The organism is Nocardioides sp. GCM10027114, assembly GCF_042659625.1.
Classification (GTDB): Bacteria; Actinomycetota; Actinomycetes; order Propionibacteriales; family Nocardioidaceae; genus Nocardioides.
This window is the reverse complement of record NZ_JBHSSS010000023.1, coordinates 25,867-52,523: the sequence shown is the minus strand read 5'-3', so window position 1 is coordinate 52,523 and position 26,657 is coordinate 25,867. Positions and strand designations below refer to the sequence as shown.

The 26,657-nt window shown below is 73.1% G+C and carries 24 protein-coding genes; 12 read left to right on the top strand and 12 right to left on the bottom strand.

What is annotated here, in order from left to right:
• Nucleotides 1-11: 11 nt before the first annotated feature.
• The 4 genes from ACFP2E_RS11515 to ACFP2E_RS11500 form a co-directional block, all read right to left on the bottom strand.
• Nucleotides 12-1,298, bottom strand: a complete 1,287-nt coding sequence (locus ACFP2E_RS11515; RefSeq protein WP_378522881.1) for an anthranilate synthase component I family protein — start codon at nt 1,296-1,298, stop codon at nt 12-14.
• Complete coding sequence (locus ACFP2E_RS11510) at nt 1,295-1,882, bottom strand: anthranilate synthase component II (RefSeq protein WP_378522882.1); 588 nt, start codon at nt 1,880-1,882, stop codon at nt 1,295-1,297. The genes ACFP2E_RS11515 and ACFP2E_RS11510 overlap by 4 nt, the downstream gene beginning before the upstream one ends.
• A gap of 29 nt (nt 1,883-1,911) precedes the next feature.
• Complete coding sequence (locus ACFP2E_RS11505; RefSeq protein WP_378522883.1) at nt 1,912-3,837, bottom strand: anthranilate synthase family protein; 1,926 nt, start codon at nt 3,835-3,837, stop codon at nt 1,912-1,914.
• Nucleotides 3,838-3,900: 63 nt separating this feature from the next.
• A complete protein-coding gene (locus ACFP2E_RS11500; RefSeq protein ID WP_378522884.1) occupies nt 3,901-4,119 on the bottom strand; it encodes a PLDc N-terminal domain-containing protein in 219 nt (72 codons plus the stop codon).
• 49 nt (nt 4,120-4,168) lie between these two features.
• Here ACFP2E_RS11500 and ACFP2E_RS11495 point away from each other — a divergent pair, with 49 nt between their 5' ends.
• Nucleotides 4,169-4,591, top strand: coding sequence for a hypothetical protein (locus tag ACFP2E_RS11495; protein ID WP_378522885.1), 423 nt, complete (start codon nt 4,169-4,171; stop codon nt 4,589-4,591).
• On the opposite strand, the gene ACFP2E_RS11490 is transcribed toward ACFP2E_RS11495, so the two are convergent.
• From ACFP2E_RS11490 to ACFP2E_RS11475, 4 genes are all read right to left on the bottom strand, one after another.
• Nucleotides 4,584-6,770 carry a HelD family protein gene (locus tag ACFP2E_RS11490; RefSeq protein ID WP_378522886.1) on the bottom strand — a complete coding sequence of 729 codons (2,187 nt, stop codon included), beginning with the start codon at nt 6,768-6,770 and terminating at the stop codon, nt 4,584-4,586. The two genes, ACFP2E_RS11495 and ACFP2E_RS11490, sit on opposite strands and share 8 nt — an antisense overlap.
• Before the next feature lie 94 nt (nt 6,771-6,864).
• Nucleotides 6,865-8,127: a hypothetical protein gene (locus ACFP2E_RS11485; protein WP_378522887.1), complete on the bottom strand. Its 1,263-nt coding sequence runs from the start codon at nt 8,125-8,127 to the stop codon at nt 6,865-6,867.
• On the bottom strand, nt 8,124-8,702 hold the full coding sequence (locus ACFP2E_RS11480; RefSeq protein WP_378522888.1) for a SigE family RNA polymerase sigma factor: 579 nt from the start codon (nt 8,700-8,702) through the stop codon (nt 8,124-8,126). Before ACFP2E_RS11480 ends, ACFP2E_RS11485 begins: the two co-directional genes overlap by 4 nt.
• Nucleotides 8,703-8,760: 58 nt before the next feature.
• A complete protein-coding gene (locus ACFP2E_RS11475; protein WP_378522889.1) occupies nt 8,761-9,510 on the bottom strand; it encodes an enoyl-CoA hydratase-related protein in 750 nt (249 codons plus the stop codon).
• A 64-nt stretch (nt 9,511-9,574) separates the two neighbouring features.
• Here ACFP2E_RS11475 and ACFP2E_RS11470 point away from each other — a divergent pair, with 64 nt between their 5' ends.
• From ACFP2E_RS11470 to ACFP2E_RS11420, 11 genes are all read left to right on the top strand, one after another.
• Nucleotides 9,575-11,179 carry a molybdopterin-dependent oxidoreductase gene (locus tag ACFP2E_RS11470; RefSeq protein ID WP_378522890.1) on the top strand — a complete coding sequence of 535 codons (1,605 nt, stop codon included), beginning with the start codon at nt 9,575-9,577 and terminating at the stop codon, nt 11,177-11,179.
• 46 nt (nt 11,180-11,225) lie between these two features.
• Nucleotides 11,226-12,125, top strand: coding sequence for a DMT family transporter (locus ACFP2E_RS11465; RefSeq protein ID WP_378522891.1), 900 nt, complete (start codon nt 11,226-11,228; stop codon nt 12,123-12,125).
• Nucleotides 12,126-12,243: 118 nt separating this feature from the next.
• Complete coding sequence (locus tag ACFP2E_RS11460) at nt 12,244-12,882, top strand: fasciclin domain-containing protein (protein WP_378522892.1); 639 nt, start codon at nt 12,244-12,246, stop codon at nt 12,880-12,882.
• Nucleotides 12,883-12,927: 45 nt separating this feature from the next.
• On the top strand, nt 12,928-13,530 hold the full coding sequence (gene sigK / locus ACFP2E_RS11455) for an ECF RNA polymerase sigma factor SigK (RefSeq protein ID WP_378522893.1): 603 nt from the start codon (nt 12,928-12,930) through the stop codon (nt 13,528-13,530).
• Nucleotides 13,530-14,279, top strand: coding sequence for an anti-sigma factor domain-containing protein (locus ACFP2E_RS11450; protein WP_378522894.1), 750 nt, complete (start codon nt 13,530-13,532; stop codon nt 14,277-14,279). Before sigK ends, ACFP2E_RS11450 begins: the two co-directional genes overlap by 1 nt.
• Entirely contained in the window at nt 14,279-16,399 is a 2,121-nt protein-coding gene (locus tag ACFP2E_RS11445; RefSeq protein ID WP_378522895.1) for an FAD-dependent oxidoreductase, read from the top strand. The genes ACFP2E_RS11450 and ACFP2E_RS11445 overlap by 1 nt, the downstream gene beginning before the upstream one ends.
• Entirely contained in the window at nt 16,399-17,715 is a 1,317-nt protein-coding gene (locus ACFP2E_RS11440; RefSeq protein ID WP_378522896.1) for a class I SAM-dependent methyltransferase, read from the top strand. The genes ACFP2E_RS11445 and ACFP2E_RS11440 overlap by 1 nt, the downstream gene beginning before the upstream one ends.
• On the top strand, nt 17,712-19,025 hold the full coding sequence (locus ACFP2E_RS11435; protein WP_378522897.1) for a class I SAM-dependent methyltransferase: 1,314 nt from the start codon (nt 17,712-17,714) through the stop codon (nt 19,023-19,025). The genes ACFP2E_RS11440 and ACFP2E_RS11435 overlap by 4 nt, the downstream gene beginning before the upstream one ends.
• Nucleotides 19,026-19,037: 12 nt before the next feature.
• Entirely contained in the window at nt 19,038-19,847 is an 810-nt protein-coding gene (locus ACFP2E_RS11430) for a DUF1295 domain-containing protein (RefSeq protein WP_378522898.1), read from the top strand.
• Nucleotides 19,848-19,956: 109 nt separating this feature from the next.
• On the top strand, nt 19,957-20,529 hold the full coding sequence (locus ACFP2E_RS11425) for a protein-L-isoaspartate O-methyltransferase (RefSeq protein WP_378522899.1): 573 nt from the start codon (nt 19,957-19,959) through the stop codon (nt 20,527-20,529).
• Between the two features lie 49 nt (nt 20,530-20,578).
• Nucleotides 20,579-21,418: a hypothetical protein gene (locus ACFP2E_RS11420; RefSeq protein ID WP_378522900.1), complete on the top strand. Its 840-nt coding sequence runs from the start codon at nt 20,579-20,581 to the stop codon at nt 21,416-21,418.
• A gap of 13 nt (nt 21,419-21,431) precedes the next feature.
• On the opposite strand, the gene ACFP2E_RS11415 is transcribed toward ACFP2E_RS11420, so the two are convergent.
• The 4 genes from ACFP2E_RS11415 to ACFP2E_RS11400 are packed head-to-tail and all read right to left on the bottom strand — an operon-like array spanning nt 21,432 to nt 26,655.
• Entirely contained in the window at nt 21,432-21,809 is a 378-nt protein-coding gene (locus ACFP2E_RS11415) for an MmcQ/YjbR family DNA-binding protein (protein WP_378522901.1), read from the bottom strand.
• Between the two features lie 42 nt (nt 21,810-21,851).
• Entirely contained in the window at nt 21,852-23,027 is a 1,176-nt protein-coding gene (locus tag ACFP2E_RS11410) for an acyl-CoA dehydrogenase family protein (protein ID WP_378522902.1), read from the bottom strand.
• On the bottom strand, nt 23,027-25,009 hold the full coding sequence (locus ACFP2E_RS11405) for an acetyl/propionyl/methylcrotonyl-CoA carboxylase subunit alpha (RefSeq protein ID WP_378522935.1): 1,983 nt from the start codon (nt 25,007-25,009) through the stop codon (nt 23,027-23,029). Before ACFP2E_RS11405 ends, ACFP2E_RS11410 begins: the two co-directional genes overlap by 1 nt.
• Before the next feature lie 8 nt (nt 25,010-25,017).
• Complete coding sequence (locus ACFP2E_RS11400) at nt 25,018-26,655, bottom strand: acyl-CoA carboxylase subunit beta (protein WP_378522936.1); 1,638 nt, start codon at nt 26,653-26,655, stop codon at nt 25,018-25,020.
• Between the last annotated feature and the right edge of the window lie 2 nt (nt 26,656-26,657).

Genomic DNA, 26,657 nt, shown 5'->3' with positions numbered 1-26,657 from the left:
TTCCGACGCCCTCAGTCGTCGAAGACGCGCAGCATCCGGTCCGCCTTCCAGCGGGTCTCCGCGTGCTCGTCGGCGACGTCGGACTGCACCGTGATCCCGCCGCCGGTGCCGAGCCGGTAGCGGCCGTCGCCCGCGGTCACCAGCGCCCGGATCACCACGCCCAGGTCGGCGCGGCCGTCGGCGGAGAGCCAGCCGAACGCGCCGGCGTACGGCCCGCGGGGCGTGGCCTCGACCTCCTCGATGACCTGCATGGTCCGCAGCTTGGGCGCGCCGGTCATCGACCCCGCGGGGAACAGGGCACGCAGCGCGTCCAGGGTGCTGACACCGTCGGCGAGGCGGCCGCGGACGGTCGAGACGAGCTGGTGAACGTTCTCGTAGGACTCCACCTGCATCAGCGCCGGGACCTCGACGCTGCCCGGCTCGCACACCATCGACAGGTCGTTGCGCAGCAGGTCGACGATCATCAGGTTCTCGGCGCGGAACTTCGACTCGGTGCCCAGCCGCGCCCGGAGCAGCTCGTCGTCCGCGGGGGTGGCGCCGCGCGGGGTGGTGCCCTTGATGGGCTTGGTCTCCAGCACCCGGTCGGCGGTCACCAGCGCGTAGCGCTCGGGTGAGGAGCTCAGCAGCCAGGCCCGGTGGCCGGGGACGTCGTGCTGCAGGAACCCGGCGTAAGGCGCCGGGTTGAGGTCGCGCAGCCGCAGGTACGCCGTCGCCGGGTCGAGGTCGCTGTCGACGTCGAGCCGGTGGGTCAGGTTGACCTCGTAGGTGTTGCCGGCGTGGAGGTGCTCCTGGACCCGCGCGAAGGCCGCCGCGTACTCCTCGGGAACGACAGCGTCGTCGGACGTCGGTCGAGCTCGTCGAGACCCCTCGTCCGCCGTGCCCGGCGCCGGTCGAGCCCGTCGAGACCCCCCACCGGACACGCCCGCGTCGTGCCGGAACATCCGCACGTGGCTCGGCCGCATCCACACCGCGTCGGGCAGCCCGCCGCCGGTCGCCGCGGGCAGGTCGGGGCGGCAGGCGTAGCCGAGGTAGCCGAACCACGAGGCGTCGTCCGGCCCGGCGGCCAGCTCGTCGGCGAGCACGGCGAAGACGTCGTCCCCGGCCACCTCGCTGCGACCGCCGGCGTGCCGCACCACCTCGCGGCGGGCGGCGTCGTAGGTCAGCGACACGTCGTCGGGCTCGAGCCACCCGACGACCGACCGGCTCCCGGACCACTCGCGGGCGCCGCCGCCGTCGAGCCAGAAGCACCTGGCCTCGCGGGCGGCGAGGTCGCGGAAGAACGGGACCGGATCGCTCATCGCGTCCCCGCGAGGAAGTTGGCGACCAGCCGGGCGCCGTGCTCGGAGAGCACCGACTCGGGGTGGAACTGGACGCCCTCCAACGGCAGGTCGGTGTGGCGCACGCCCATCACGGCCCCGTCGCCGTCGCTGCGCGCGGTCACCTCGAGGCACGACGGCACCTCGACGGCGGCCAGCGAGTGGTAGCGGACCGCGGCCAAGCCCTGCGGCAGGCCCGTGAAGACGCCCCGGCCGTCATGGGCGATCTGTGCGACCTCACCGTGGGCGGGCGGCCGCCGGTCGACCGTCCCGCCGTACGCCGTCACGAGGCCCTGCATCCCCAGGCAGACGCCGAGCACGGGCCGGGTCGCGGCGAGCAGCACCTCGCGGCCGACCGCGAAGTCGGCGCGGACGTCGGGGTGCCCCGGCCCCGGCGAGAGCACGACGTGGGAGTGGGCGAGGACCTCCTCCGGCGAGGTCTCGTCGTGCTGGACGACCCGCGGCAGCCGGCCCGTCACCTCGGCGAGCAGGTGCACCAGGTTCCAGGTGTAGGAGTCGTAGTGGTCGACGACCACCACATCAGGGACGTCGGTGACGTCTGGCACGACTGGAACGTCCCGGGCGGCCACCCGCGTCACCCCAGCAGCAGGTCGCGGACCAGGTCGTGGATCAGGTCGTAGCCGCGCTCGGTGAGGATCGACTCGGCGTGGAACTGGATGCCTCGGTAGCGCGGCCCGCGCAGGAGGTGGACGTCGCCCGTCGCCGGGTCCGCCTCGACCTCGACCCCGTCGGGCAGCCCGGCCTCGGGCTCTCGGGCCACGAAGGTGTTGTAGAAGCCGACCCGCTCGGTGCGGCCGCCGATGCTGACCGGCGACTGGGTGCCCTGGAAGACGATGTCCTTGAAGTCCAGGTCGAGCCCGATCAGGTGACTGAGCGTCTGGTGGCCCAGGCAGACCGCGAGGAACGGGGTGTCGCCCTCGAGCAGCCCCGCAACGACCTCTCGTACGGTGGCGATCTTCGGGTCGTCGCCGTCGCGCGGGTCGCCCGGCCCGGGGCCGACGATGACGAGGTCGTGCCCCTCGAGGTCGCCCGGCCGGTAGCGGTCGTGGCGCACCACCGTGGTCTCGAGGCCCAGCACGCCGAGCACGTGGCACAGCATGTTCACGAAGTCGTCCTCGGCGTCGAGGATCACAACCCGCTTGCCGGCGAGCCGGGGGTCCGGCGGGGTGCCGGCCTGGTCGGTCAACCAGAAGGTGCTGAGCCGGCGGTTGCGCGAGTTGAGCGCGATGAGGACGTCCTCGTCGGCCGCGAGCTCGGCGATCCCGACCGACGGCGCCGGCGCGGGCGGCACCAGGCCGAACGCGGAGAGGATCCCGCCGGCCTTGGCCCGGGTCTCCGCCACCTCGTAGGTCGGGTCGGAGTCGCGCACCAGCGTCGCCCCCGCGGTCACCTTGAGCCGGCCGTCGAGGCCCACGTCGGCGGTGCGGATGACGATCGGGCTGTCGACCACCGGGCCGCCCTGCTCGTCGCGGCCGAGGATCGCGAGCGCGGCGCCGTAGTAGCCGCGCCCCTCCTGCTCGTAGCGCTTGATCAGCCTGCAGGCGTTCTCGACGGGGCTGCCGGTCACCGTGGCGGCGTACATCGTGTCGCGGAGCACCTCGCGCGGGTCGCGGGCGGTGCGGCCGGCGAGGAGGTACTCGGTGTGGACGAGGTGCGTCATCGGCTTGAGGAACGGCCCGAGCACCTGGCCGCCCTCGTGGCAGATGTCGCACATCATCTTGAGCTCCTCGTCGACGACCATGAAGAGCTCGTAGATCTCCTTCTCGTCGCGCAGGAAGTCGAGCAGCCGCGGCTTGAGGCCCGACTCGTCCCCGGCGCCGCCCGGCTCGTCGGGCCGGACCCGGAACGTGCCGCTGATGGGGTTCATCCGGACGTCGCCACCATGGATGGAGACGTGGCGCTCGGGGCTGGCCCCGATGAGGTAGCGGTCGCCGGTGAAGAAGACGAAGGTCCAGTAGGCGCCGCGCTCCCGCTCGAGCAGCCGGCGGAAGACGGTCAGCGCCTTGTCGGCGCCCCAGTCGGCGACCTGGGCGCGGTAGTGGCGGCCGACCACGAGGTTGGCGCCCTCACCCTGGCCGATCTCGTCGCGGATGATCGCCTCGACGACCTTCGCGTACTCCTCGTCGCTGGTGTCGAAGCCCCCGCGGTCGGCGAACTCGATGCCCGTGTCGTCGATCGCGTCGATCACCTCGGCGACGGTGAACTCCAGCTCGGTCTCGACGTCGACCACCACGAGCGGGGTGCCGTCGTCGTGGGCCTCGAAGCCGCGCTCGCGGACCTGCCGGAACGGCACCGCCAGCAGCCGGTCGGCGATGTGGCCCGGCTCCGGCACGCCCGACTCCAGCGGCACGTCGAGCAGCGACTCGACCTCACGGCGGGCGCCGCCGACGACGCCGACGGTGTCGCGGTCGCCCGCGCGAGTGGAGCGGCGGATGATCGCCCACGCCTCGTGCTCCTGGATCGCGGCGATGGCGGTCCGGGCGTCGGGCGTGGCGGTCATGCGGAGAAGCCTAGGCCGTGGCGTGCTGCGGCCCGGGCCGAGCCGGTGCCGCTGGGACGGCGGTCAGCGGCGGCCGACGAGCAGGTAGGCGACCGGCCCCACAGGCTGCACGCCCAGCGCCAGCGCCCACAGCGCCTTCGGCCCCCGCACCGCCGCCGACGGCCGGTGCCGCAGGTCGCGGGCGGCGTACGTCGTGAGCACCACCTCGACGATGCCGGTGACGACGATCGCCTTCTGCTGCAGCGGTGTCAGGTCCTCCCAGGACTTCTTGCTCCCACCCATGCGCCGAAACCTACTCGCTCGGGACCCGACACGGACCTACGGTGGCCACGTGGAGAGCGACCGGCTGGCGTTCGTCGACGAGCACTCCCTCACGGTCGAGGGCGCGCCCGAGCGGGTGTGGGCGGCACTGCGGGAGTACGCGGCCTCGCTGCACAGTCAGCCGGGCGGTCCGGCGGCGCGGCTCATCACGTCGCTGCTCGGCACCGACCCAGCGCCCGGCTTCGAAGTCGCCGAGGAGGTCCCGAACGAGCGGCTGACGCTGGTGGGACGGCACCGGTTCGCGCGGTACCGGCTGGACTTCGCGGTCGGCCCCGGGCCCGGTGTCGCCACGATCCTGCGGGCCACGACCCACGCCGACTTCCCGGGCCTGCGCGGCCGGGCCTACCGGCTGCTGGTGGTCGGCAGCCGCGGACACGTGCTCGCCGTTCGCCACATGCTGCGGGAGGTGCAGCGCCGGGCCAGCCTCAGCTGACCGTGGTGAGCAGCTGGGTGGCGCGGGTGAGCACGACGTAGAGCGTGGCCCGCCCGGTGGCGGACTCGTCCTCGATCTCCTGCGGGCGGACGACGACGATGCCGTCGAACTCGAGGCCCTTGGTGTCGAGGCCGGTGAGCACCACGATCCGGTCCTCGCCGGACGGGGCGACCGAGGAGTCGACGGCGGCCTTCGCGGACGGGGCGTCCTCGGCGAGCTCCGGCCACGACGCCAGCCAGGAGTTCACCTCCGAGCGGCGGGCCACCGGCACCACGATGCCGACGGTGCCGGCGACCTCCGAGGCGATCTCGCGGACCGCCTGGCGGGTGGCCGACTCGACGTCGGCGACCTCGGTGAGCACCTTCGGCTCGATCCCGGTCGACCGGACCGCGGTGGGCAGGTCGGCGTCGAGGCCGACCCGCTCGGCGTACGCCGCGGCATGGGCGTAGATCTCCGAGGAGTTCCGGTAGTTGGTCGACAGGTGGAACTCGTGCTGGTCCTTGCCCTCCAGCGCGGCGGCCCGGGCCTCGGCGGCCTCCTCGGGCACCGGCCACGACGACTGGGCGGGGTCGCCGACGATGGTCCACGAGGCGGTGCGGCCGCGCCGGCCGACCATCCGCCACTGCATCGGGGTGAGGTCCTGTGCCTCGTCGATGAGGACGTGGGCGTAGGCGTCGTCCTCGATCCGGTGGGTGGGCGGGGTCCAGGCCCGGCCGGACGGGGCGTACTCGCGGTCCGCGGCGGTGGTGAGCTCCTGCAGGTCGCCGCCGACGTGGTCGTCGAGGCCGTGGTCGTCCTCGTGGCGCGCGGGCACGTCGCCGAGGAGGTAGCGCAGCTCGTCGAGGAGCGGGACGTCCTCGACGGAGAGGTTCTTCTCGATCGGGCCCTCGCCGCTCCACGACTTGGCGAGCAGGCGCTGCTCCTCGGCGCTCAGCACGCCCTCGGCGACGCGGGCGAGGAAGTCGCGGTCGCGGAGCCACGACAGCACCTCGGGGGCGTCGAGCGGCGGCCACCAGGCCAGCGCGAAGTCGACGAAGTCCTGGCGCGACAGCATCTCGTCGTTGAAGGCCTCGCGGCCGCGCTCGCGACCGCGCTCGCCCTTCACCTGGCGCCACATCGCGTCGAGCAGCGTCGCGGCAACGCGCGGCAGCTGCCGGTTGCGGCGGCCCTGCGACATCAGCTGGCGGCGCAGCCGGCCGAGCAGGCCCTTGTCGAGGGTGATGACGTCGTCGCGCCAGAACACCCGGAACTCGGTCGGGCTGCCGGGCGCCTGCTGCCGCGCGGTGCGGCGCATGAGCTCGGCCATCTTCGCCGCGCCCTTGACGTCGGCGACGGCCGGCTCGTCGTGGCGGATCGCACGGACGCCGTCGACGACCTCACCGAGCGAGCGCAGCGCGACCGCGGTCTCACCCAGCGACGGCAGAACCCGCTCGATGTAGCGCATGAACACGCCGCTGGGGCCGACGATCAGCACGCCGCCGCCCTCGTAGCGCCGCCGGTCGGTGTAGAGCAGGTACGCCGCGCGGTGCAGCGCGACGACCGTCTTGCCGGTGCCGGGGCCGCCGGAGATGGACACGACACCCTTGCCGGGGGCGCGGATCGCCTTGTCCTGCTCGGCCTGGATGGTGGCGACGATGGAGTGCATGGACCGGTCGCGGGCCCGCGAGAGCTGCGCCATCAGCGCGCCCTCGCCGACGATGGGAAGCGCCTCGGCCCCTGGGCTGTCAGGGTCGAGCAGCTCGTCCTCGACACCGACCACCTGCGGCCCCGCGCAGCGCAGCACGCGGCGGCGCACCACGTCGTGCGGCGAGGCGGCGGTCGCCTGGTAGAAGACGGCGGCGGCGGGCGCGCGCCAGTCGATCAGCAGGGAGTCGCGGTGCTCGTCGCGCAGACCGATCCGGCCGATGTAGCGCGGCTCGCGGTCGACGTCCTCGCGCAGGTCGAGCCGGCCGAAGACGAGGCCCTCGTGGGCAGCGTCGAGCTGGGCGATGCGCCGTGCGGCCTGGAAGACCATGGCGTCGCGCTCGACGAGCCCGCCCTCGTGGCCGAGCCGGCCCCGGCCGTGGCCCTCGCGCGCGAGCTCCTTGGCAGCCGCGGCCGACACCTCGAGCTGGCGGTAGACGCGGTCGACGAACTCCTGCTCGAGAGCGGTCTCGCGCTCGGCAAGCTGATCAGACAACGACGTTCCTCTTCCCCCACGAACCGGATGTGACAAGTCTTCAAGACTACCCGCTGGACCCGTCACGAGCCGTTTCGCCGTCGCTGGTCGGGCGTCAGTCGACCCGCTCGTAGCGGGCGATCCCCAGCTCGAGCCCCTCGGCTCCACCACGGACCTCCAGCCCCGCTGTGCCGCGGCCGTCGTGGAGGATTCCGATCTCGGGAGCACCGACCCCGGTCGCCCACTCCGTCCCCGTGCGCCCGTTCAGCACCTCGAGGACCAGGCTCTCGGCTCCGCTGCGGAAGTAGCCGACCACCAGGGTGTCACGGCCCGGCAGTGCCGCCGCCTCGATATCGCGTCCGCCCGGAGGCATCTCGCCCGTGTCGACCAGCCGCCAGCGGTGGCCCAGACGCTCGACGACCTCCTCGACGCGCTGCCCGGCCAGCCGTGCCGCCGGGGGCGGCGGCTCGTAGAGCCCCAGTCCCACGGTGAGGTCCTCGTCGTCGACCCGGGGGCCGTCCTCGCCGCGGGTCACCCACATCCTCACCTGGACCGGGCTGCCGGTCAGGTCGACGGTGGTGGTGACGCCACCGTCCCCCGGGTCGAACGCACCGTCGTCGCAGCCCGGTCCGAACGCCCCTCCGGGGCGGCCGTCGACCTCGTAGTGGGTCCAGGTGTTCGCGGGTCCGCCGGCGCAGAGGAACGACAGTTGGACGCGGCCGGAGACGTCGGCCTCGACGGTCAGCTCCGCGTCGCCGGGCTCGCCCAGGTCGGCGCCCGCCAGGGTCGCACCCGCGATGTTCTGGCGGAAGGTGATCCCGCGCTCCGTGTAGCCGGCCGGCGGGTCGAACCCCTCCGACAGCTCGTAGACCGCGACGCCGAGGTCGCCGTCGCCCTTGAGCGTGAAGGTGCCCTCGTACCCGGGCGACACCCACACGAAGTCGCCGAAGTCGACCGCGTCGGCACGTCCGGCCCGACCGTCACTGAGCCAGTAGGTAACCTCCTGGGCCTCCGAGCCCGTGGCCCACGAGACGAGCCTCGGCCCGTCGCCGGCCGCCAGCTCGACCTCCAGCCGATCGGTCCCCTCCTGCCCGGAGGAGTACTCGTAGACGTAGCCGAGCGAGGACATCGCCGACGGCGCCACCTGGCCGACGAGCTCCCGGTCGGAGGCGGGGTCGATGTCGCTGGAGCCGTCGGTCACGGCGACCGCGACCCCGGCGACCGCCACCGCGGCGGCGGCCACGACGGCGGCGGCCCGGCGGCGGCGTACGGCGCGGACCCGGCCGCGGACGGCGTCGGCACGGTCGGCGACCGCGTCGTCGTGGAGGCCGCGGGCCTGCTGGTCGAGGGTGTTGCGCAGGTCGTCGAGCGTGCTCATCGGTCCTCCTCCTGGGTCTGAGCTGCAGCGTCCACGTCGGGTCCCGCCGCCAGGGCGGGGTCGATCCGCAGCTTGGCCAGCGCCTTGCTGGCCTGGCTCTTCACGGTGCCGACGGTCACCCCGAGGAGGTCGGCGGTCTGGGCCTCGGTGAGGTCCTCGAAGTACCGGAGGACCAGCACGGCCCGCTGCCGGCGCGGCAGTCGCTCCATCGCCCGCCACAGGTCGTGGCCGGCGTCGACGGCCGCGGTCCCGTCCGGGACCCCGGGCTCGGGCAGGTCCCCGGTGGCGTGCTCGCCGTTCCACTTGCGGCGCCACCACGAGGCGTAGGTGGTGACCAGGATCCGGCGGACGTAGGCCTCCGGGTGCGTCTCGATCCGGGACCACGCGAACCACGCCTTGGTGAGCGCGGTCTGCAGCAGGTCCTCGGCGAGCGCGTGGTCGTGGGTCAGCAGGTAGGCCGTGCGCAGCAGACCGCTGGAACGGGCCGCGACGAAGTCGTCGAAGCCGACCCGGGCTGCCGGCCGTCCGGGCGACGTCGTGGCCTCCCCGGCGCTCTCCCCCGTCAAGGTGCTCATGTCCCGGTCGACCACCTGACCTCCCCCGATGGTTGCCTGCCGTCCCGAGAAAGGGCGGCTACTTCTTCGAGCGGTTCAGGAAGGCGGTCATCGCCTCGCGTGCGGCGTCCGAGGCGAAGAGCCGCGCCGACAGCGCCGCCATCTCCTCGCCACCCGCGTCGATCCGGGCGACCAGGTCGCGGTTGAGGATCTTCTTGGACTCGCGCAGCCCCTGCGGGGCGCCGGTGGCCAGCGAGGCGCAGACCTTGTCGACCTGCGCGTCGAGCGCGTCAGCAGGAACGGCCGCGGTCACCAGGCCGTACGTCGCCGCCTCGGCGCCGGTGAAGACCTCGCCGCCGAGCGTGGTGAGCGCCGCGGCCCGCGGGTTCATCCGGTGGTGGACGGTGAGCGAGATGATCGCCGCGGCCAGGCCGAGCTTGACCTCGGTCAGCGCGAAGGTGGCGTCGTCGCTGGCGATCGCGATGTCGGACGCAGCCACGATGCCGATCCCGCCGGCCCGCACCGCGCCGTGCAGCCGCGTCACGACCGGCTTGCCCATCGTGCAGATCAGCCGCTGCAGCTCGACGATCCGCCGGGCGCCCTCCTCCATGCCGCCGGCGGTGGCCTCGGACAGGTCCGCGCCGGAGCAGAACACCTTGCCCTCCGCCCGGATCAGCACGACCCGGACCGCGTCGTCGGCCTCGGCGGCCTGCAGGTGCCCGAACAGCTCGGCGACGAGCTGGCGGGACAGCGCGTTGCGGTTGTGCTGCGAGTCCAGCGTGATGGTGGCCAGGCTGCCCTCGACGTCGTGGTGCACGAGCTCAGTCATGGCAGGCATCCTGCCGCACCGGGGCGGAAACGATCCGGGGCGGGCTCGGCACCGAACAACCCACGTGCCTGCCTCCCTCGCCACCCGTGTCCGCAGCCGGCTCCCGTGGGCGGGGGCCGGCGTGCTGGCCTCGCTCGTCGGGATCGCCGCCGGCCACCTGGCCGCCTCGCTGACCGTGCCGGCCGCCTCGCCCGTCCTCGCGATCGGCTCGACGGTGATCGACCTGACCCCCACCCCGGTGAAGGAGTGGGCGGTCGCGCAGTTCGGGACTGCCGACAAGCCGATCCTGGTCGGCTCCGTGATGGTCGGGGCGCTGCTGCTCGCCGGGCTGGCCGGCGTCCTCGCCCGCCGCCGCTTCGGCCTCGGGGCCGGGCTTCTGGTCGCGCTGGTCGCGGTCGCCGCGCTCGCCGCGGTCCTCCGGCCGACCGCCGGGCCACTCGACGTGGTGCCGGCGCTGGTGACCGCTGCCGTGGGGCTGGGGGCACTGTGGTGGCTGGCGCGGGGGTTGGGGGGTCTCGACGGGCCCGACCGGCGTGAGGACGAGGCCCTGCCCGTCCTACGGGGATCTCGAGGCTCGGCCGCGGACGGCCTCGCACCCCGATCACCGGATCAGCCGAGCCGACGCGGGGTGCTGGTGGCCGCCGGCGTGCTGGCGGCCGCGGCCGCGGTCATGGGGTCCGCGGGCCGCTGGATCGCGGGGCGCCGCACGTCCCCCGCCGACGTGGCGCTGCCGGCCCCGGTCGACCCGGCCCCGCCGTTCCCGTCCGGGGTCGGCGACCGGGTGCCGGGCATCAGCCCGTTCCGGACCCCGACGGGCGAGTTCTACCGGATCGACACCCGGCTCAGCCTGCCCGTGATCGACCTCGACGGCTGGTCCCTGACCATCGACGGCGACGTGGAGCGGGAGCTGACGTTCACCTTCGACGACCTCGCCGCGATGCCGCTGATCGAGCGGGACATCACCCTCACCTGCGTCTCCAACGACGTCGGCGGCCCCTACGTCGGCGGCGCCCGCTGGCTCGGGGTCCGGCTCACCGACCTGCTGGACGAGGCCGGCGTCGGCCGCCGGGCCGACCAGATCCTCAGCACCGACGTCGACGGCATGACCATCAGCACCCCGCTCGACCTCGCCACCGACGGCCGCGATGCCATGGTCGCGATCGGCATGAACGGCGCGGCGCTCCCGCTCGAGCACGGCTTCCCGGCACGGCTGGTGATCCCCGGGCTCTACGGCTTCATCAGTGCCACCAAGTGGGTGACCCGGCTGACGCTGACGACATACGCCGAGAAGGAGGCGTACTGGACCGAGCGCGGCTGGGCGACCGACGCCCCGATCAAGATCGCCAGCCGGATCGACACGCCCAAGTCGTTCTCGGAGATCGACGCAGGGGACACCTTCATCGGCGGCGTGGCCTGGGCGCAGACCCGCGGCATCGACCGGGTGGAGGTCCAGGTGGACGGCGGACCGTGGCAGCGGGCGACGCTCGGCCCCTCGGCCGGCGAGGACTACTGGCGGCAGTGGTACCTCCCGTGGCGCGCCGAGCCCGGCGAGCACGGCATCACCGTCCGGGCGGTCACCCGCGACGGCGAGGTGCAGCCGCCGGTGAAGGCGATGCCGTTCCCCGACGGGGCGAGCGGGCTGCAGCGGATCATCGTGCGGGTTGCCTGACGGACGTCGGCCCGTCGGCGTCCCGCGCCGCTGACAGACTGCGGCGGTGCGTAGTCCTGCCGCCGTGGCCTTCGTCGTCCTCGGCACGGTCTGGGGCAGCAACTTCCTCTTCATGAAGTGGGCGGCCGAGCTCATCAGCCCGGGCCAGATCACGCTGCTGCGGGTGCTCTTCGGGCTGCTGCCCGTGACGTTGTACGCCGTGGCGCGAGGCGCGTTCCGCCGCGCCCACCTGCGCCACGTGCACCACTTCGTCGCGATGTCCCTGCTGGCGACGAGCGTCTACTACTTCGCGTTCGCCGCCGGCACCGACCGGCTGCCGTCCGGGATCGCGGGGGCGCTGAGCGGCGCGATCCCGCTCTTCGCGTTCCTCGGGGCAGCGGTCTTCCTGCGCACCGAGCCGATCACGGGGCTCAGGGTGCTGGGGGTGGCGCTCGGCTTCGCGGGCATGCTGGCGATCGCGCGCCCGTGGGAGAGCACCGGTCCCCAGGGGGTCGACCCGGCCGGGGTCGGCTGGATGCTCGTCGGTTCGGCCAGCGTCGGGCTGTCGTTCGTCTACGCCCGCAAGTTCGTCAGCGACCTGCGGATCGCGCCGGCCGCCCTGACGACGTACCAGATGGCGCTCGCGCTGCTCGGCCTGCTGCTGGTCACCGACCTCGACGGCATCACCGCGATCACCGACGAGCCCCGGGCACTGTGGGGCATGGTCCTGGGGCTCGGCCTGATGGGGACCGGGGTCGCGTTCATCCTCTACTACTTCGTGGTCGACCGACTCGGGGCGGTGACCGCGGCCGGGTCGACGTACATCCCGCCGGTCATTGCGCTGCTGCTGGGCTGGCTGGTGGCCGACGAGGCGCTCGCGTGGCTGGACGCGGCGGCGGTCGCGCTGGTGCTCACCGGCGTCCTGCTGCTGCGGCGCCCGGCGCCGGTCGCCGCCACCCGGGTGTGACCCTGACGCGGGTGTGACCGCAGCCACCCCACCCGTCACGGAATCCCTTGCCCCACGGGCAATCCGGCCGAGGTCCCGCTCCGAACACCGTCTGTAAGTCACAGACGGAAGGGACACCATGAAGCTCACCCACCTGCGCCGGACCGGCGGCATCGCCGCTGTCGCGCTGACCCTCTCGCTCGGCCTTGCTGCGTGCAGCGAGGAGGAGCCGGAGACCACCGCCTCCGACACCACCACCACCAGCGAGGCCCCCGCCGAGGAGTCGAGCGAGGAGATGGGTGCCGAGGCGCAGACCTACGGTCCCGGCTGCAGCTCGGTGCCCGACACCGGTGACGGCTCCTTCGACGGCATGGCGACCGCCCCCGTGGCCTCCGCCGCCTCGGCCAACCCGCTGCTGACCACGCTGGTCACCGCGGTGTCCGAGGCCGAGCTGGTCGAGCCGCTCAACTCCGCCGAGGCGCTGACCGTCTTCGCGCCGGCGAACCCGGCGTTCGAGGCGATCCCGAAGAAGGACCTCAACGCGCTGCTGAAGGACAAGGAGGCCCTCACCGGCGTCCTGACCCACCACGTCGTGGCCGAGCAGATCGCCCCCGAGGACCTGTCCGGCGAGTTCGAGACCCTGGCCGGCGACACCGTCGTCATCAACGGCGAGGGCGAGGAGGCGACCATCGGCGACGAGAACGCTGCGGTCCTCTGCGGCAACATCCCGACCGCCAATGCGACGGTCTACGTGATCGACACGGTGCTGATTCCCTGACCTGAGGGTTTCGGGAATTTGGTTGAAGGCGGAAGGATCACAGACGTGGACCCAATCCGGCCCGTTCCGACCGGTGCCCCCTCCTCGGAGGGGGCGCCGGCCCCGGCCGACCTCGGAGAGCTGCTGAAGCGCTCCGGGCGCGGCGACGAGCTCGCCTTCTCCCGGCTGTACGACGCCACCTCGGCGCGGGTCTACGGACTCGCGGTGCGGGTGGTCCGGGACCCGGCCCAGGCCGAGGAGGTCGCCCAGGAGGCCTTCCTCGAGATCTGGCGGACGGCCGCCCGCTTCGACCCGGACAGGGGCAGCGCCATCTCGTGGCTGCTCACGATCGTGCACCGCAAGGCCGTGGACCGGGTCCGTTCGGCCGAAGCGGCCACACGGCGGGACGAGAACTACCACCATCAGAACCAACCGGTCGCCCACGACGCGACCGCGGAGGCCGCCCAGGCCTCGCTGGAGGCCCGCCGGGTCCGCAGCGCGATGGGCGAGCTGACCGAGGTGCAGCGCCAGGCACTGGAGCTGGCGTACTTCGGTGGATACACACACACGGAGGTGGCGAGCATGCTGGACCTGCCGGTCGGCACCGCCAAGACCCGTATCCGGGACGGTTTGATCAGACTGCGAGACGCGATGGGAGTGGGTGCGTGATGAACGACGTGCATGCCCTCTCCGGCGCCTACGCCATCGACGCGCTCGACGACATCGAGCGTGCCCAGTTCGAGCGACACCTCGCCCAGTGCCCGGAGTGCCAGGCCGAGGTCGCCTCGCTGCGCGAGGCCTCCGCGGTGCTCGCCGAGGCCTCCGCGACGGCGGCGCCCGCGGCGCTGCGTGAGAAGGTGCTCTCCGGCATCGCGACCGTGCGGCCGCTCCCGCCGGTGGTCCCCTCGCCGATCCACGAGCCCGTCGACGAGCCGGCGCACGGCTCGCGGGGGCGGCGGTTTCGCCCTCTCACGCTGGCTGCGGCCGCGGCGGCGGTGATCGCCCTCGGCGCCGGCGGCGTCGTGTGGCAGCCGTGGAACGACCCCACCACCAGCCAGTCGCCGACGCTCAGCGCCGTCGACCAGGTGCTCGAGGCCGACGACGCCGAGCAGTACGTCCAGGAGTTTCCCGACGGCTCGAGCGCCGTGCTCACCCGGTCGAAGTCGCTCAACAAGGCGGTCATCGTCACCAACGACATGGCGCCGCCGCCCGAGGGCAAGGTCTACGAGCTGTGGCTCGACCACGAGGGCATCGGCATGGTGCCGGCCGGCCTGATGCCGGTGAAGGCCGACGCGGTCGTGCTCCTCGAGGGCGACCCGGCGACCGCCGTCGGCGCCGGCATCACCGTCGAGCCGGCCGGCGGCTCCGAGGAGCCCACCGGCGACACCGTCGCCCTCATTCCGTTCGAGAACGCGTGATGGGACAGCGTCGCAGGGTCGCCGTCATCGGGTCCGGCGTCTCCGGCCTCGTGGCTGCGCACGTGGCGGCGAAGTCCGCCGACGTGACGCTCTACGAGGCCGACGACCGCCTGGGCGGCCACGCCGACACCCACACGGTCGAGGCGCCGGGCGGTCCGTTGCGCATCGACACCGGCTTCATCGTCCACAACGAGCGCACCTACCCGGTGCTGCTGCGGCTCTTCGCCGAGCTCGGCATCGCCACCCAGGACTCCGAGATGTCGCTGTCGGTGCGCGACGACGCCACCGGGCTCGAGTGGGCCGGCGCGCTCGGCCCGCGCGGACTGTTCCCGACGCCCCGCAACCTCGCCCGGCCGGCGTACCTGCGGATGCTCACCGAGATCCCCCGCTTCCACCGCCGCGCCGGCCGCCTGCTCGACCAGGCGGACAGTGGGGACACCTCCGACCAGACGCTCCGCGACTTCCTGCGCGAGGGCGGCTTCACGCCGTACTTCCTGACGCACTTCATGGAGCCGCTCGTCGCGGCGGTGTGGTCGTGCGACCCGGAAACCTCGCTCGACTACCCCGCGCGCTACCTCTTCTCCTTCCTGCGCCACCACGGCATGCTCAGCGTCTTCGGCTCGCCGACCTGGCGCACCGTCACCGGCGGCTCCCACGAGTACGTCGATCGGGTGGCGGCCGGGCTGCAGCAGGTCCGGCTCGACACCAAGGTGACCTCGGTGCTCGAGACCGACCGCGGTGTCGAGGTCACCGACGGCAACGGCGAGGTCGCGACGTACGACGCCGTCGTCGTCGCCACCCACCCCGCGCAGGCGCTGGCGATGCTCGCCGAGCCGACCGCCGCGCAGCGCGAGGTCCTCGCCGCCATCCCCTACTCCCGCAACGTCGCGCTGCTGCACACCGACACCTCGCTGCTCCCGGAGGCGGAGGGCGCCCGCGCGTCGTGGAACTTCCTGCGGCCGGCGGTGGCGCTGGGCCAGGTCACCGTCACCTACGACCTGACCCGGCTGCAGCGGCTGCCCACGCCGACGCACTACCTCGTCACCCTCGGCGGCGAGCACCTCGTCGACCCGGAGTCGGTCATCGCCCGCCGCGAGTACGAGCACCCGCTCTACACCCCCGAGTCCGTCGCCGCCCAGCGGCGGCTCCCGGAGATCGACACCCGGCGGATCACGTTCGCCGGCGCCTACCACGGCTGGGGCTTCCACGAGGACGGCGCGCGGTCGGGGCTGGCCGCCATCGAGCGGCTCGGCTTCGAGTGGGACGAGCCGGTGGTCGAGGTGCGAGCGGAGCGAGCCGGCTCGGTGGTCGAGGTGCGAGCGGAGCGAGCCGGCTCGGTGGTTGAGGTGCGAGCGGAGCGAGCCTCGAAACCCCTCACACCGACGCAGGGCGCCATCCACAGCGTCCGCACCGGCGTCTACGACACCACCATCCGCCACACCCGCCGCTCGCCGTTCCGGCGGACCTTCGTCCACCGCTCCCACACCTGGCTGGTCGACCTCGACGAGCTGCCGGACCACGGCCGGGCCGCGTGGCTCAGGGGGAGCTTCGAGGCGCGCGACCACCTCGGCGACGCGGACCGCACGATCCGGCACAACGTCGAGTCGTTCCTCGCCCGCCACGACGTCGCGCTCGGCGACGGCGCCGGCGCCGGCGCCGGCCGGATCCTGATGGCCGCCCACCCGCGGGCGCTCGGCTACTGCTTCAACCCGATCAGCGTGTTCTGGTGCTTCGACGACTCCGGCCGGCTCGCCGCCACCGTCGTCGAGGTCCACAACACCTACGGCGACCGGCACGCCTACCTCGTCCACCCCGACGAGCAGGGCCGGGCCCGCACCGACAAGCAGATGTACGTCTCGCCGTTCCACGGCACCGACGGCACCTACGACCTCGCCGTGCCGGTCCCCGACGACCGACTGCGGGTCGCAGTGACGCTGCGGACCGACGACGGCGAGGTCTTCTCGGCCTCCATGGACGGCTGCCGCGGCGACGCGTCGGCCGTCCGCGCGGCACCCGCCGCACTCCGTGGGGCGGCCCTGATCCGGATGCACGGAATCTGGCTGTGGCTGCGGCGGTTGCCTGTACGTCCCCGACCCACCCACCACCAGGAAGGCGTCTGATGCCCCGCCTCGAGCCCGAGCAGTCCGTCGGCACCCGTCGCGCCCCCGCGGTCGAGCGCTGGCCCGACCTCGTCGCCCCGCCCCGTGGCCCCCGCGCGGCCGTCGCCTCCCGGATCGCCCGACGCCTGTTCCTCGCCGCGGTCGGCCGGCTCCACGTGACCGTCCACCTCGAGGGCGAGACGCTCGGCATGGGCGGGCCGGCGATGACCGTGCGCGACCCGGAGGAGTTCTTCGGCCGGATCGGCCGCGACGGCCTGATCGGCTTCGGCGAGGGCTACATGACCGGCGCCTGGGAGGCCGACGACCTCGCGGCCTTCCTGACCGTGCTGGCCTCGGACATCGCCGATCTCGTGCCGCGCCGCCTGCAACGGCTCCGCGCGTTCTACGTCGCGAAGCGCCCGCACCTGCACCGCAACACCGAGGACAACACCCGCAGCAACATCGCCCACCACTACGACCTGTCGAACGACCTGTTCCGGCTGTTCCTGGACGAGACGCTCAGCTACTCCTCGGCCCTGTTCCCGGCCTCGGTCATCGACCGCGACGACCACCTCGCCGTGCTGCCGCCCGAGGACACCGACGACCTCGCCGCCGCACAGGGCCGCAAGATCGAGCGGCTCCTCGACGACGCCGGCGTCGGCGAGGGCTCGCGGGTGCTCGAGATCGGCACCGGCTGGGGCGAGCTCGCGATCCGCGCCGCCCGTCGCGGCGCCACCGTCCACTCGATCACGCTGTCCACCGAGCAGCAGGCGCTGGCCCGCCGGCGCATCGCCGAGGCCGGGTTCGCCGACCGGGTCGAGGTCGAGCTCTGCGACTACCGGGCAGTGCAGGGCGAGTACGACGCCGTCGTCTCTGTCGAGATGATCGAGGCGGTCGGCGCGGAGTACTGGTCGACGTACTTCGCCACCATCGACCGGGTGCTCGCGCCGGGCGGGAAGGTCGCCATCCAGGCGATCCTGATGCCCCACGACCGGATGGTCGCCACGCAGGGCACGCACACCTGGATCACCAAGTACATCTTCCCCGGCGGGATGCTCCCCTCCGTCGAGGCGATCGACCAGGTGACCCGCGAGGACACCACCCTGCGGCTCACCGGCCGCACCTCCTTCGGACTGCACTACGCCGAGACGCTGCGGATCTGGGACGAGCGGTTCCGCGCGGCGTCGCCGCAGGTGCGGGCGCTCGGCTTCGACGAGACCTTCGAGCGGATGTGGCACTTCTACCTCGAGTACTCACGGGCCGGCTTCGCGTCGGGCTACCTCGACGTGCAGCAGCTCGTGCTCACCCGTGACGAGACCGGGGAGGGGGTCGCGTGACCTCGACCGAGGTGACGCAGCGCCCGACCGGCCCCACCGGAGAGGGTGGGGTCGCCGGGCGGCTCGCTGCCGCGGTCCGGCCGTTCCTCGCCGGCGACCTGCCGGTGCGGCTGCGAGCCTGGGACGGCTCCGAGGCCGGCCCGGCCGACGCGCCGCTCGTCGAGCTCCGCGCACCCGACGCCGTGCGCCGGATGCTGTGGCACCCGGGCGAGCTCGGCGCCGCCCAGGCCTACGTCACCGGCGAGCTCGAGGTCCACGGCGACCTCGGCGAGGCGCTCACCCACGCGTTCGACGTCGCCCGCGAGCGTGGGCTGACCGGCGCCCGGATCTCGCCCGCGTCGGTGCTCGAGGCAGTCAAGGTCGCTGCCGGGCTCGGCGTGCTCGGCCGACCGCCGCAGCCACCCGCGTCGCAGGCCCGGATCCGCGGCAGGCTTCACAGCCAGCTGCGCGACCGCCGCGCGATCAGCCACCACTACGACCTCTCCAACGAGTTCTACTCCCTGCTGCTCGACCCGGCGATGGCCTACTCCTCGGGCTACTGGACCTCCGACGACCCGTCGTACGGGCTGGCCGACGCCCAGAGGGACAAGCTCGACCTGGTCTGCCGCAAGCTCGGCCTGGAGCCCGGGATGACGCTGCTCGACGTGGGCTGCGGCTGGGGCTCGCTGTCGCTGCACGCCGCCGAGCACTTCGGCGCCAAGGTCACCGGCCTCACGATCGCCGCCGAGCAGAAGGCCTTCATCGACGCCCGGATCCGCGAGCGCGGCCTCGGCGACCGGGTGGAGATCCGGCTGCAGGACTACCGCGACGCCGTCGGCACCCACGACGCGGTGTCGTCGATCGAGATGGGCGAGCACGTCGGTGAGGCCAACTACCCGACGTACGTCGAGGTGCTGCGGCGGTCGGTGAAGCCCGGCGGCCGGGTGCTGGTGCAGCAGATGTCGCGGCCCGGGAAGGGCGGCGGCCGCCACCCCGGCGGCGGGCCGTTCATCGAGTCGTTCATCGCCCCCGACATGCACATGCGGCCCGTCGGCGAGACCGTGGCGTTCCTCGAGACCGGTGGCCTGGAGGTCCGTGACGTGCACGGGATGCGCGAGCACTACGTCCGCACGATCGGCGCGTGGCTCGAGCGGTTCGAGGAGAACCTCCTGCAGCTCACCGGGCTCGTCGGCGAGGAGGTCGTGCGCGTGTGGCGGCTCTACCTCGTCGGCGGGATGCTCACCTTCCGCGACGGCCGGATGGGCGTCGACCAGATGCTGTGCGTGCGGCCGGGTTCGCCGCACTCGCTGCCGCCGGTCCGCTCCTGGTGAGAGCCTGAGGACATGGGTGAGCTCATGCTGGTGACCGGCCTGTCGTTCCTGCTCGCGGCGGGGGCGATGACGGTCACCGCGGTGGTCGCCTGGCGGCTGGAGCGCGTGGCCGTCGTCGACGTGACCTGGGGGCTCGGCCTCACCGGCGTCGCGGTGCTGTGCGCCGTGCTCGGCTCGACCGTCACCGACGCCGGCTGGCTGCCGTGGCTGCTCGCCGCGATGGTGCTGGTGTGGGGCGGCCGGCTCTCGCGCCACATCTTCACCCGGGCCCAGGGGCACGGCGAGGACCCGCGCTACGCGAAGATGCTCGGCGCCGCCCCCGAGGACGGCAAGCGCGAGTGGTTCCGGGCCGGCATCCGCAAGGTCTTCCTGGTCCAGGGCGCCGCGATCTGGTTCGTCTCGCTGCCGCTCCAGGCGGCCGCGCTGGGTGAGCCACGGTGGACCTGGCTGGTCTGGGTCGGCGTCGCGGTCTGGCTGCTCGGCTTCGTCTTCGAGTCCGTCGGTGACGCCCAGCTCAAGGCCTACAAGGAGCAGCCGAGGGACCAGCGCCCGCCTGTCATGGACCAGGGCCTGTGGCGCTACACCCGCCACCCGAACTACTTCGGCGACTCCTGCGTCTGGTGGGGCATCTGGCTCGCCGGCGCCCTCTCGACCGGCTGGCTCCCCGGGCTGCTCACCCTCCCTGCCCCCGTCACCATGACCTACTTCCTCGCCTTCGCCACGGGCGCCCGGCTGCTGGAGCAGGAGATGATGAAGCGCGACGGCTACCCGGAGTACGCCGAGCGAACGTCGATGTTCGTCCCCCTCCCCCCGAAACGTTGAGTCGGGAGTTCCAACCGCCGAGTCGGAACTTCCGACGGTCGAGTCCGGGGTTGTGAGCGTCGAGTCGCGAGATCCCCACGCCCGTGCGGGGCGTGGTTGACTCGGAGGCATGGATGCGGTGGACGCCGCCTTCTCGGCCGTCGCCCGGACCGGCTTCCTGCGGCCCGGCCAGCGGCCGCTGGCCGGGTTCGACGGGCCGCTGCAGATCGGGCACGGCCAGACCAACTCCCAGCCGCGCACAGTCGAGGCGATGCTCCGGCTGCTCGACGTGCGTCCGGGCGACCGGGTCCTCGACGTCGGCTCCGGGTCGGGGTGGACGACCGCGCTGCTCGCGCACCTGACCGGACCGACCGGGCACGTGCTCGGGGTGGAGCTCGAGCCGGCCCTCGTCGACTTCGGCGCCGCCAACCTGCTCGCCACCGACCAGCCCTGGGCGGAGATCCGCGAGGCGAAGCCGGGGGTGCTCGGCTGGCCCGAGGAGGCGCCGTACGCCCGGATCCTGGTCTCGGCGGAGCCCCGCACCCTCCCCCACACGCTCGTCACCCAGCTCACGGTCGGCGGCCGGCTCGTCATCCCCGTCCGTGGCCGGATGCTGCTCGTCGTCCGTCCCGGACCGGGCACCGACGAGGACGACCTCGACATCTCCGAGCACGGGCTCTACCGGTTCGTGCCGCTGCGCTGACTGTGCCTGTTCGGCCGCGAGGGTCGGCGGACCCGCCTAGCCTCGGGGAATGGAGGACACGACCGACGTCGCGACGCTGCTGACCCACGGCGGCTGGGCGCTGGTCGACCCCCGGCCGACGGCGCTCGCCCACCCCGACACCTTCGAGATGCCCTCCGACGAGGACCTCGACGGGCTGCAGCCCGGCTCCATCGTGCAGGCGATGTTCCGTTGCGTGACCATCGCCGACGAGTCGCGCAACGGGCTCGCGCCGTACGACGCCGCGGGCCGGCCGCAGCTCGTCAACTTCGTCGAGCGGATGTGGGCCCTCGTCGTCGACCCGGGCGACGAGGTCCTCGGATGCGTCCTCGACAACCAGCCGTTCTCCACCCACTGCGCCCTGGTGCCGGGGACCGGGCTGGAGATCCCACGGAGCCACGTCATCACCGTGTCCACCGGCACGGAGCAGAATCTCACCGGCTACCTCCTGACTCTCGCCGAGGAGTTCGGCGAGGCGGCCGCCCGCGCCCACGACCCGGTCGACCCGACCGCCCTGCCCCGGGTCCACCCGGACCAGCAGCGGGTCTGTGCGGAGGCCGGCGTCCGGCCACACCCGCCGTCGTTCTTCGGGGCGCTGCTCCTCGCCGAGGACGTCGGGCCGGAGGACTTCCCGCTCTTCGGGGGCCGCTTCGACCCCGACCCCGAGCGCGGCGACGTCGGCTGGGTCGTCTGGGCGCGCCACGACGACATGGCGGCGGCGCGGGAGGCTGCGGGGTTCCGCATGGTGACCGTCCAGGAGGCACACCGTCGCTGCCCGGGCGCTTGGCCCTACCTCGCACTGCCGCCCCACTGGGGCTTCACCGCGGAGGCCGACGGCGGGGAGAGCTACCCCATCGAGATCGTCGACTGAGGCGGCCGGCCGGTCAGCCGGGCGGCCGGTCCACCTGGGCGGCGAGGTGCTCCGGCGCCTGCAGGCAGTAGGAGTCGGTGAGCAGCTCGCCCAGCTCCTCCCAGTCGGTGTCGTCGTCGAGCAGCAGGCCGACGACGTTGCTGCCCCAGCTCGCCCGGAAGTACGGCGGGCCGAGGTGCTCGAAGGCCATCACCTCGTCCAGCTCGGCCCGGAAGGTGATCCGGAACAGCTGGTCCTCACCGCCGAACACGTGGGCGATAGTCGCCTGCCCGACCCGCCAGCGCGTGCCGACCCAGGCGGACTCCTCGACCACCTGCGGGAACCCGCGGAGCACCGTCCCGAGGCGCTGCAGCCACGTCTCGGGGACGAGGGGTCGCTCGGTCTTCGCCACGCGCCGAGCCTGCCACCCCGTCGCGGCGCACGGTCCCGCAGGTCAGTAGGACTTGGGCAGCCCCAGCGAGTGCATCGCCACGAAGTTCAGGATCATCTCGCGGGAGACAGGGGCGATGCGGCTGGCGCGGGCGGCGACGAGGAGCCCGGCCATGCCGTACTCCTGCGTGATCCCGTTGCCGCCGTGGGTCTGCACGGCCCGGTCGACGGCGTCGCAGGCGGCCTCGGCGGCGGCGTACTTGGCCATGTTCGCCGCCTCGCCCGCCGCCATGTCGTCGCCGGCGTCGTAGAGCGCGGCCGCCTTCTGCGTCATCAGCCGCGCCAGCTCGGTCTCGATGTGCGACTGGGCCAGCGGGTGGGCGACCGCCTGGTGCGCGCCGATCGGCGCCTGGAAGACCGTCCGCTCCTTGGCGTACGACGCGGCGTGCGACAGCGCGTACCGCGCCAGCCCGGTGGCGAACGACGCCGCCATGATCCGCTCCGGGTTGAGCCCGGCGAACAGCTGCACGAGCCCCGCGTCCTCGTCGCCGACGAGTGCGTCGCCCGGCAGTCGGACGTCGTCGATGAAGACCTGGAACTGCAGCTCTGGGCTCACGATCTCCATCGGGATCGGCCGCGCCTCGAAGCCCTCGGCGTCGGTCGGTACCACGAACAGGCAGGGCTTGAGCTTGCCGGTCCGCGCGTCCTCGGTGCGCGCCACGACCAGCACGTCGTTCGCCTCGTCGACCCCGGAGATGTAGATCTTGCGGCCGTTGAGGACCCACCCGTCGCCGTCGCGGCGGGCCGTGGTGGTGATGTTGTGGGAGTTGGTGCCGGCGTCGGGCTCGGTGATCGCGAACGCCATGGTGCCGGTGCCGTCGCAGATCCCCGGCAACCAGCGCTGCTTCTGCTCCTCGGTGCCGTAGCGGCTGATGATCGTGCCGCAGATCGCCGGGCTCACGACCATGAGCAGCAGCGGGCAGCCCTGCGCCGCGAGCTCCTCGCAGACGGCGGCGATGTCGCCGATGCCGCCACCCCCGCCGCCGTACTCCTCCGGGATGTTGATGCCGAGGTAGCCGTTCTTGCCGATCTCGAGCCACAGCTCGGTGGTCTTCTCACCGGCGCGGGCCTTCTCGGTGAACCACTCGCGGCCGTACCGGCCCGCCAGCCTCGCCACCTCGCGCCGCAGCGCCTGGCGCTCGTCGCTCTCGGTGAACGCGTTGGTGATCAGCTCGGTCATCAGCTCTCCTCCACGACTGCCAGGACCTCCCCGGCGGCGACCTGCCGACCGGGCTCCACGTCGATCTGCGCGACCACGCCGGCGTGCGGCGCGCTCACGGTGTGCTGCATCTTCATCGCCTCGAGCACCAGCACCTGCTGGCCGGCGGCGACCTCGTCACCCGCCGCGACGGCCACGCTCACCACCGTGCCGGGCATCGGGGCGAGCAGGCTGCCGCTGGCCACCGCGTCGGCGGGGTCGGTGAACCGGGGCAGCAGCCTCAACGACACGTGCCCCTGCGCCGAGTCGACATCGACCCGGTCCTGCGCCAGGGCCACCTCGTACGTCGTCCTCACGCCGCCGGCCTCCAGCGTCACAGCCCAATCGGAGGTCGAGCTCGTCGAGACCACGCCCACGACCTCGCAGCCGTCGACGGTGTAGCCGTCGCGGCCTCCGAACCAGGCCACCTCGACCTCGTCGTCGCCGACGGCGAACCGGGTCGTGTGTGGCTGCGAGACGACGTTGCGCCAGCCGACGGGGATGCCGCGCTGCACGGTGCGCGCCGCGCCCGCCCGCTCGGCGAGCGCCAGCGCCGCCGCAACGTGGGCGCCACGCGCACTCACGGAGGTCGCTTGTACTGAGCCCGTCGAACGTGAGCTCGTCGAGACCTCGCTCGTCAGGACGCCGGTCCGGTCCAGGAAGTGCGTGTCCACGTCGCCCGCGAGGAACTCCGGGCTGCGCAGGATCCGGACCAGCAGGTCCCGGTTGGTGATCAGGCCGTGCAGCCGCGCCCGGGACAGCACCCCGGCGAGCCGCCGGGCCGCCTGCTCCCGGGTGGGGGCGTGGGCGATCACCTTGGCGAGCATCGCGTCGTAGTGGGTCGAGACGGTGGTGCCGGTCGCGAAACCGGCGTCGACGCGGATGCCGTCCTCGGCCGGGATCGCGAACGCCGTGAGACGCCCGGACTGGGGCTGGTAGTCGGCGGCCGGGTCCTCGGCGTAGAGCCGGACCTCGATCGCGTGCCCAATCGGCTCCGGCACCCGGGTCTCGGCGAGCTCCACCTCCGCGGACCGCCCCTCGGCGACGGCGAGCTGCAGCTCGACCAGGTCGACCCCGAAGACGCACTCGGTGACCGGGTGCTCGACCTGGAGCCGGGTGTTCATCTCCAGGAACCAGAAGCGGCTCGGGTCCCGGGCGTCGACGAGGAACTCCACGGTCCCGGCGCCTATGTAGGCGATCGCGGCGGCCGCGGCCCGGGCCGCCTCGTGCAGCGCCGCGCGCACCTCGTCGGTGAGCCCGGGCGCGGGCGCCTCCTCGACCACCTTCTGGTGCCGTCGCTGGATGGAGCAGTCGCGCTCGCCCAGCACCAGCACGCCGTCGCGGTGGCCGACGACCTGCACCTCGACGTGGCGGCCGTGCTCGACGTACGGCTCGACGAACACGGTCCCGTCGCCGAACGCCGACTCCGCCTCCGCCGCGGCCCGCTCGACCTCGCCGGGGAGGTCGGCCAGCGACCGGACGATCCGCATCCCGCGACCGCCACCGCCCGCCGAGGCCTTCACCAGCAGCGGGAGGTCCGCCTCCGTGACGGTGTCGGCGGTGAGGTTCCCGAGCACCGGGACCCCGGCGGCCTCCATCAGCTTCTTGGCCTCGACCTTCGAGCCCATCTGCTCGATGGACTCTGGGGTCGGACCGACCCACGTGAGCCCGGCCCCGAGGACGGCGCGTGCGAAGCCGGCGTTCTCCGACAGGAAGCCGTAGCCGGGGTGGACCGCGTCGGCGCCGGCCCGCCGGGCGGCCTCGACCAGCAGGTCGGCCCGCAGGTAGGTCTCGCCCGGCGCGTTGCCGGGGAGCCGGACGGCGCGGTCCGCCTCGGCGACGTACGGCAGTCCGGCGTCGGCGTCGGAGTGGACGGCGACGGTCTCGATGCCGAGCCGCCGGCAGGTGCGGAAGACCCGGCTGGCAATCTCGGCCCGGTTGGCGACGAGGAGTCTGCCGATCATCGACTGGGTCACGGTCGGAACACCCCGAATGTGTCGGTGCCGGCGAAGGCCTTGTTCTCGATCACGGACAGGCAGATGCCGAGGACGGTCCGGGTGTCGCGGGGGTCGATGACCCCGTCGTCGTAGAGCATCCCGGAGAGGAAGAACGGCAGGCTCTGCTCCTCCACCGACTGCTCGACGAAGGCGCGCATGCCGGCGTCGGCCTCCTCGTCGTACGGCTGCCCCTTCGCCTCGGCGGCGGCGCGCGCCACCAGCGACAGCACGCCGGCGAGCTGCTGCGGCCCCATCACCGCGGACTTCGCGCTCGGCCAGGTGAAGAGGAAGCGCGGGTCGTAGGCGCGGCCGTTCATGCCGTAGTTCCCGGCGCCGTACGACGCGCCCATGATCACGCTGATGTGCGGCACCGTGGAGTTGGAGACCGCGTTGATCATCATCGCGCCGTGCTTGATGATCCCGCCCTGCTCGTACTCCTTGCCGACCATGTAGCCGGTCGTGTTGTGCAGGAACAGCAGCGGGGTGTCGACCTGGTTGGCGAGCTGGATGAACTGGGTCGCCTTCTGCGCCTCCTCGGAGAACAGCACGCCCTGCGCGTTCGCGAGGATGCCGACCGGCCGGCCGTGGATCCGCGCCCAGCCGGTGACCAGCGAGGAGCCGTAGAGCGGCTTGAACTCGTCGAACGGCCGTGCGTTGCCCGGGCCGGTGCCGTCGACGATCCGCACGATCACCTGGCGCGGGTCGAACGGCTCCCTCAGGTCGGTGGGGATCAGGTCGAGCAGGCCGTCGGGGTCCTCGTCCGGCTCGGTGTAGGTCGCGCCGCCGCCGTGAGGGGTCTCGACGAGCTCACGTTCGACGAGCTCAGTACAAGCGACCGACGTGGATCGAGCTCGTCGAGATCCAGCGGCGTCACCGCCGGCCTTGCGCCAGTTCAGGCGCGCCACGATCCGCCGCCCGATCCGGATCGCGTCGCGCTCGTCCTCAGCGAGGTAGTCGGCCAGGCCGGAGACCCGGGCGTGCATCTCGGCGCCGCCCAGCGACTCGTCGTCGGACTCCTCGCCGGTGGCCATCTTCACGAGCGGCGGCCCGCCGAGGAACACCTTGGCCTGCTCCCTGACCATGACCGTGTAGTCGCTCATGCCGGGCACGTAGGCGCCGCCGGCGGTGGAGTTGCCGAAGACCAGCGCGATCGTGGGCTGCTTCGCGGCCGAGGACCGGGTGAGGTCGCGGAACAGCTTGCCGCCGGGGATGAAGATCTCCTTCTGCGTCGGCAGGTCGGCGCCGCCGGACTCGACGAGGGAGACCGTCGGCAGGCCGTTCTCCTCGGCGATCTGGGAGGCCCGGAAGATCTTCTTCACCGTCCACGGGTTGGAGGCGCCGCCCTTCACCGTGGGGTCGTTGGCGGTGATCATGCACTCGACGCCCTCGATGACGCCGATGCCAGTCACCACCGAGGCTCCGACCGTGAAGTCGGACCCCCACCCGGCCAGGGGGGACAGCTCGAGGAACGCCGACCCCTCGTCGACGAGCAGCTCGATCCGCTCGCGCGGCAGCAGCTTGCCGCGGGCGTGGTGACGGGCGACGTACTTCTCGCCGCCGCCGGCGACCGCCTTCGCGTGCTCGGCCTCGAGCGCGGCGAGCTTCTCGAGCATCG